Annotated in this window: 5 protein-coding genes; 4 read left to right on the top strand and 1 reads right to left on the bottom strand. The window is 45.9% G+C overall.

Translation table 11 applies throughout. The features are described 5' to 3' along the window. On the top strand, positions 1 to 1,170 hold a 1,170-nt coding region (locus K0A89_05060), incomplete at its 5' end, for an ATP-binding protein (protein ID MBW6517853.1). Between the two features lie 78 nt (positions 1,171 to 1,248). Next, positions 1,249 to 3,054 (top strand): YgiQ family radical SAM protein, encoded by a 1,806-nt coding sequence (locus tag K0A89_05055; GenBank protein ID MBW6517852.1) that lies wholly within the window; start codon positions 1,249 to 1,251, stop codon positions 3,052 to 3,054. A 24-nt stretch (positions 3,055 to 3,078) separates the two neighbouring features. Here K0A89_05055 and K0A89_05050 read toward each other — a convergent pair whose 3' ends face one another. Next, positions 3,079 to 3,807, bottom strand: a complete 729-nt coding sequence (locus K0A89_05050; GenBank protein MBW6517851.1) for a TIGR00266 family protein — start codon at positions 3,805 to 3,807, stop codon at positions 3,079 to 3,081. 161 nt (positions 3,808 to 3,968) lie between these two features. On the opposite strand from K0A89_05050, the gene K0A89_05045 reads away from it, so the two are divergent. Further along, positions 3,969 to 4,814 carry a sulfide/dihydroorotate dehydrogenase-like FAD/NAD-binding protein gene (locus K0A89_05045; protein ID MBW6517850.1) on the top strand — a complete coding sequence of 282 codons (846 nt, stop codon included), beginning with the start codon at positions 3,969 to 3,971 and terminating at the stop codon, positions 4,812 to 4,814. After that, on the top strand, positions 4,802 to 6,187 hold the full coding sequence (gene gltA, locus K0A89_05040; protein ID MBW6517849.1) for an NADPH-dependent glutamate synthase: 1,386 nt from the start codon (positions 4,802 to 4,804) through the stop codon (positions 6,185 to 6,187). The genes K0A89_05045 and gltA overlap by 13 nt, the downstream gene beginning before the upstream one ends. Positions 6,188 to 6,322 lie beyond the last annotated feature (135 nt).

Here is a 6,322-nt window from a genome sequence, read left to right as displayed (position 1 = left end):
GGCAATGAGATTATCGTAATATCAGGAATAAGAAGGTGTGGAAAAAGTTCTCTTTTGAAATTGATATCACAAAAAGTTGAAGGTACCAAAGTATTCATCGATTTTGATGATATCAGGTTTATTAATTTTAACCCGGATAACTTCCTGGAAATTCAGGATATTGTTTTAGAATTATTTGGGGAACATGAAAATGTTGTGTACTTTTTGGATGAAGTTCAAAACGTAACATTCTGGGAAAAATGGGTAAACAATCTATATTCACAAGGAACCAAGGTATTTGTTACCGGTTCAAATTCAAATCTGTTAAGTTCAGAGATTTCTACATATCTTACCGGAAGAAATAAAGTAATTAAATTATTTCCCTTTTCATTTAAAGAATATCTCAGGCTTAAAGAGATTGAATCCGTAAACCTTGAACACCTGACAAGTTCCCAAACAACGAAAGTATATACCTCATTTTTAGAGTATTTTAACAATGGAGGTTTTCCCCTTATCCTGAAAAACGATGATATACAATTGTCCAGACAATATTTTGAAGATATTTTAAACAAGGATATATTGAACAGATATAAAGTAAGAGAGGTTAAGGAATTAAAAGACCTGATTCTGTTTTTGTTCTCAAATATTGGCGGAATATATTCCTATTCAACATTAAAAAAAGTATGTGGAATTAAAAGTCTGAGTACAATTAAAAATTATATTGATTATTTCCAGAACGTATTTTTGGTATACCAGGTTGGCAGATTTGATTATTCGATTAAAAAACAAAAAGTGTCTTCATCTAAAATATATGTGGGAGATAATAGTTTTCTAAAAACTGTTTCTTTTAATTTCTCGGAAAATACAGGAAAACGACTTGAAAATTTAGTATTCCTTGAGCTTAAAAGAAGATATGATGAGATATATTATCATTTGGGAAAAAATGAATGTGATCTTGTCATTAAAGAAAATCTAAAAATAACACAGGCAATCCAGGTATCTCAAAAATTGGACAATCCGGTCACAAAACAACGAGAAATCGCAGGATTAATGGATGCTATGAAGAAATATGACGTAAAAGAAGGATATATTCTCACTTTAGAAGAAGAAGGATCTTTAGAACTGGATGATAAAAATATATGTATAAAACCCATCTGGAAATGGTTACTGAAGTCTGATGACGCCAGATAGTTTATTCTGACCAACATTAAATATCATTTTATCATTCTAAACCCAATTACCATCCAGATACAATATCGAGACCCACGCATGAACAAACAACCCACCTTCCTGCCCCTCTCCCTGAATGAAGCAAAGATCCTCGGATTCCAGCAATTCGATATTATCCTGGTGACCGGAGACGCTTATGTGGACCACCCGTCCTTCGGCACGGCCCTGGTCGGAAGGGTACTGTGGGATGCAGGGTACAGAGTGGGTATCATTGCCCAGCCCGACTGGAAGAGCGATACAGATTTCAGGAAACTGGGCAAACCCCGGCTGTTCTTTGGTGTGACCTCCGGTAATGTGGATTCCATGGTCAACAACTACACAGCCAACCTGAAGAAACGCCACGATGACGTATATTCACCGGGGGGCGCCGGAGGGCTACGACCAAACCGCGCCGCAATCGTATATGCTGATAAACTGCACGCCCTTTTTCCCGGTACTCCCATCATCCTGGGTGGCATTGAAGCGAGCCTGCGGCGGTTCGCCCATTATGATTACTGGTCTGACTCGGTACGGCAGTCCATCCTTGCCGATGCGCCGGCAGATATCCTCGTGTTCGGGATGGGAGAGCGGCAGGTGGTTGAGATCGCGCGCAGGCTTTCGAAAGGTGAGGAAATACGAGACCTCACCGATATCGCGGGCACGGTTATAAAACTGGAATTGAAGAAATGGCGCGCGATGGAACAAGAGGGTTATGTTGAACTACCGTCCTTCGTGGAGGTTTCGCAGGACAAAAGAGTGTATGGTAAAGCGTTCGGGCTGCATTACCAGAACCAGGACCCGATAAGGGGCAGACCTGTGGTGCAGCAGCATCCCAAGACTGTCATCATCCAGAACAAGCCTGCTATGCCCTTGAGCACTGCTGAACTTGACCATGTGTATGAACTGCCCTTTACCAGGATGGCTCATCCGTCATACATAGAACCCATACCTGCTCTTGCTCCGGTCAAATTCTCGATAGTGAGTCACAGAGGATGCTTTGCGTCCTGTTCATTCTGTGCACTGACCCACCACCAGGGTCGCATCATTCAGAGCCGGAGCATTGATTCGATGGTGCGTGAGGTAGAACGAATGGCCAGGATGCCTGATTTTAAGGGTATCGTGCAGGATGTGGGCGGACCCACTGCCAATATGTACGGCATGAACTGCGAACTGTGGGAGACAAAGGGAGCATGTGCCGATAAGATATGCACCCATCCCCTGTGCAAGAGCCTTAATACCAGTCATGAGCAGCAGGTCGAACTCCTGCGCCGCCTACGCGACATACCTGGTGTAAGGAAAGTATTTATTGGGTCCGGGATACGGTATGATCTGGTGCTGGCTGATTCTTCAGGTTATCTTCAGGAACTGTGTGAGCACCATGTCAGCGGGCAGCTTAAGGTTGCACCTGAACATGTGACCTTGCATGTTACTGACATGATGCACAAGCCTTCGAGGGAAGTATTTGAAGAGTTTAAAAGGAAATATGAATCAGTGAACAAGGAACTTGGCAGGAAACAATACCTGATACCGTATTTCATGTCCAGTCATCCCGGCTGTACAGTGGGGGATATGGTAGACTTTGCCGAGTATATCAGGGACAATGACCTGTATACTGAACAGGTACAGGACTTTACACCTACGCCGATGACGGTTTCTACCTGCATGTATTATACGGGTCTCAATCCTTTCACTCTGAAGGAAGTGCATGTGGCAAAAGGGCGGGAGAAGAGGATACAGCGGGCACTGATGCAGTACAGGGATGAAGGGAACCGCGGGCTTGTGTATGAGGGGCTGAAGATGGCGGGGCGGGAGGAACTGATCGGGAATGAATGGAGGTGTCTGGTACGGCGAAAGGGGAGAATGTAGGTAATACACAGAGTTTTTCGAGGTCTAATCACCTAATAGCTTGCCAAACGAAAGCCCGCCACTGCCGCTGCTACCGGTGTTTCCAATAGGCAGATGCGGAGCAAGTGCTGCCGCAAGATTAGCAATGCTCAGCGACTGGATGATGACCTTACCCGGGCCGGTAAGTGTGGTCAGGAACAGTCCTTCACCACCGAACAGTGACGTCTTGATGCCGCCGGCTCTGGTAATGTCGTACTGGACAGAAGAATCAAATCCTACCACTGACCCCGTATCCACTTTCAGAATCTCGCCTGGCTTGAGGTCCTTGACCACAAAGTCGCCACATGCATGAATGAACACAGTACCCTGTCCCCTGTATTTCTGGAGAATGAACCCTTCACCGCCAAAGAACCCTGCGCCCAGTTTCTTGGTAAAGGCCACGTCCATGTCAATACCGGATTCGGCGCACAGGAATGCATCCCTCTGTGCAAGGAATTCCTTGCCCGGACCAATGGATATAGCGTTTATTTTACCAGGTACATTGCCCCCAAAGGCAGCGAATCCTTCACCATGTGCAGTGAATTCACTGACGAAGAATGATTCTCCACTGACCATCCGTTTAATGCCTTTAAAGATACCACCCTTTGCCTTTGCCTGCATGTCCACATTACTGCTCATATGGTTCATGGCACCGGCCTCTGCATAGATGGTTTCGCCATCACGCAGGTGAAGTGTCACAAGCTGAAGATTGTCTCCTGTAATTTCGTATTCCATAACGAATTCCTCTTCGCTGATATTTGACTCATGCAATATTTATTTTTTTCTCAAATTCATTCTAAAAAATTCTAACCGTTAAACTTTTACTTTATAGGTTGCATTAAGGGACTCAATTAATCCTTCATTTGATCAATATCACATTCAGAAGGTCAGTCAAAATGCCATATAAGATACTTGAAAAATTCCAGATCGTACCGACAATTCACCAGATGATAATCGATGCCCCGAAGATTGCCAGAAAAGCAATGCCAGGACAATTCGTTATTCTCAGGATAGACGAATCAGGTGAGCGAATACCTCTCACAATCGCTGATTTTGACCGTGATAAAGGAACCGTGACCACCATATTCATGGAAGTAGGCAAAACCACCAAACAGTTGTCCACAATGAATGCCGGTGACAGCCTGCAGGATTTTGTAGGCCCGCTGGGCAATCCTTCAGAGATCGAGCCTTCTGATACAGTAATCTGTGTGGGGGGCGGCGTGGGTGTAGCACCTATTTACCCCATTGCCCGTGCCCACAAAGCTCTTGGCAATAAGGTAATTTCCATTATCGGTGCCCGCAGTGCACAACTCCTGCTGTGGGAGGATAAGATGAAGAAGGTCAGTGATGAACTGTACATTACCACTGACGATGGCACAAAAGGGCATCACGGTTTTGTTACTGATGTCTTGAAAAAACTGCTTGAAGGTGATGAATCTGTATCAAAAGTGATTTCCATTGGTCCCGCCATTATGATGCGGACGGTGGCCGGAGTGACCCATCCATTTGGTGTGAAGACTATTGTAAGCCTTAACAGCATTATGGTTGATGGTATCGGCATGTGTGGTGCGTGCCGCGTACTTGTGGGCGGTGAGACAAAATTCGCATGCGTGGACGGTCCCGAGTTCAATGCCCACGAGGTTGATTTTACTTTGCTGATGAACAGGTTGATGATGTACAGGGATGAGGAAAAAACAGCACTTGAAAAGTACCAGTGTGAACGGGAGGGATGCCAGTGTTAGAGCGTAACGATATGCCACGGCAGGACCCGGGGAAAAGGCGGTCCAATTTTGAAGAAGTGGCACTGGGATATTCCCATGAACAGGCATTGGCAGAGGCCAGCAGGTGTATCCAGTGTAAAAAACCATCATGCGTAGCCGGATGTCCGGTAGGTATTAACATCCCGGCATTTATTCAATGCATGGCTGATGACGATATGGATGCGGCTGTACGCGAGCTCAAGTCCATGAACGCCCTGCCTGCAATCTGCGGTCGTGTATGTCCCCAGGAGACCCAGTGTGAGGATGTATGTGTGCTGGGCCGTAAAGGCGAACCCGTAGCCATCGGCAGGCTGGAGAGGTATGCAGCTGACCATGAACGGAATACTATGGAATGTACGGCTGTTGAGAAGCCGGAAGCTACTGGTAAAAAGGTTGCTGTTGTTGGTTCCGGGCCTGCCGGCCTGACCGCCGCTGCCGAACTGGCGAAGATGGGACACAGGGTGACATTATTCGAGGCACTACACAAGGCAGGCGGTGTACTGGTGTATGGTATCCCTGAATTCAGGTTACCAAAGTCCATTGTCCAATCCGAAGTGGAATATGTGGAAAGCCTTGGTGTGGATCTCCAGCTTGATACTGTTATAGGCAAACTTGATACTGTCGATGAATTACTTGAAGAGTATGATGCAGTGTTTTTGGGTACAGGTGCAGGTCTGCCTGTGTTCATGGGTATTGACGGCGAGAACCTCAGCGGCGTATATTCGGCAAACGAGTTCCTGACCCGGGTGAACCTGATGAAGGCGTACCAGTTCCCTCGTTATGATACTCCTGTCAAGCGAGGGCAGAGGGTTGTGGTAGTTGGTGGCGGTAATGTGGCTATGGACTCAGCCAGATGTTCGGTACGGTTGGGTGCAAAGGAAGTCACTATTGTGTACCGGCGTGGAGAGGACGAGATGCCTGCCCGTAATGAGGAGATAGAAAATGCAAAAGAAGAAGGTGTGAAGTTCAAGCTTTTATCCAATCCTACACGCATTCTGGGTAATGAGGCAAATTGGGTAACCCAGCTGGAATGCCTGAACATGGAACTGTGTGAACCTGATGAATCAGGGAGATGCAGGCCTGTACCTCTGGAAGATTCGGAACATCTGATGGACGTTGACGTGGTAATAATTGCCATCGGGACGTCTCCGAACCCGTTGATACCGAGGACCACAAAGGGTCTTGAAACTTCAAAATGGGGTACTATCATCGCTGACGAAGACGGGTTGAGTTCCAGGGAAGGTGTTTACGGTGGAGGCGATGTAGTTACCGGAGCGGCAACGGTGATAAGTGCTATGGGTGCGGGTAAGACTGCAGCAAAAGCCATAGATGCGTATCTGAAAAAGAAGAAATAATGTATCATAATAATGTAAGTTTACTCGCTAGATGACGATTTTTATGAAGTAACCCGAAAACTATTTATTCTAAAATGTAATTGTTATGATTGTGAGCGGGTGCAACATTTTTATTAACTAACCCCCACTCCCCAA

It is taken from the genome of ANME-2 cluster archaeon (assembly GCA_019429385.1).
GTDB lineage: Archaea > Halobacteriota > Methanosarcinia > Methanosarcinales > Methanocomedenaceae > Methanocomedens_B.
The sequence above is the reverse complement of the archived record's forward strand: the minus strand, read 5'-3'. Positions and strand labels throughout refer to the sequence as shown.

What these genes read in the sequence shown, in the direction of transcription:
- K0A89_05055 (MBW6517852.1), top strand. Translation starts at nt 1,249, where the DNA reads ATGAACAAACAACCCACCTTCCTGCCCCTCTCCCTGAATGAAGCAAAG.
- K0A89_05050 (MBW6517851.1), bottom strand. Translation starts at nt 3,807, where the DNA reads ATGGAATACGAAATTACAGGAGACAATCTTCAGCTTGTGACACTTCAC.
- K0A89_05045 (MBW6517850.1), top strand. Translation starts at nt 3,969, where the DNA reads ATGCCATATAAGATACTTGAAAAATTCCAGATCGTACCGACAATTCAC.
- gltA (MBW6517849.1), top strand. Translation starts at nt 4,802, where the DNA reads ATGCCAGTGTTAGAGCGTAACGATATGCCACGGCAGGACCCGGGGAAA.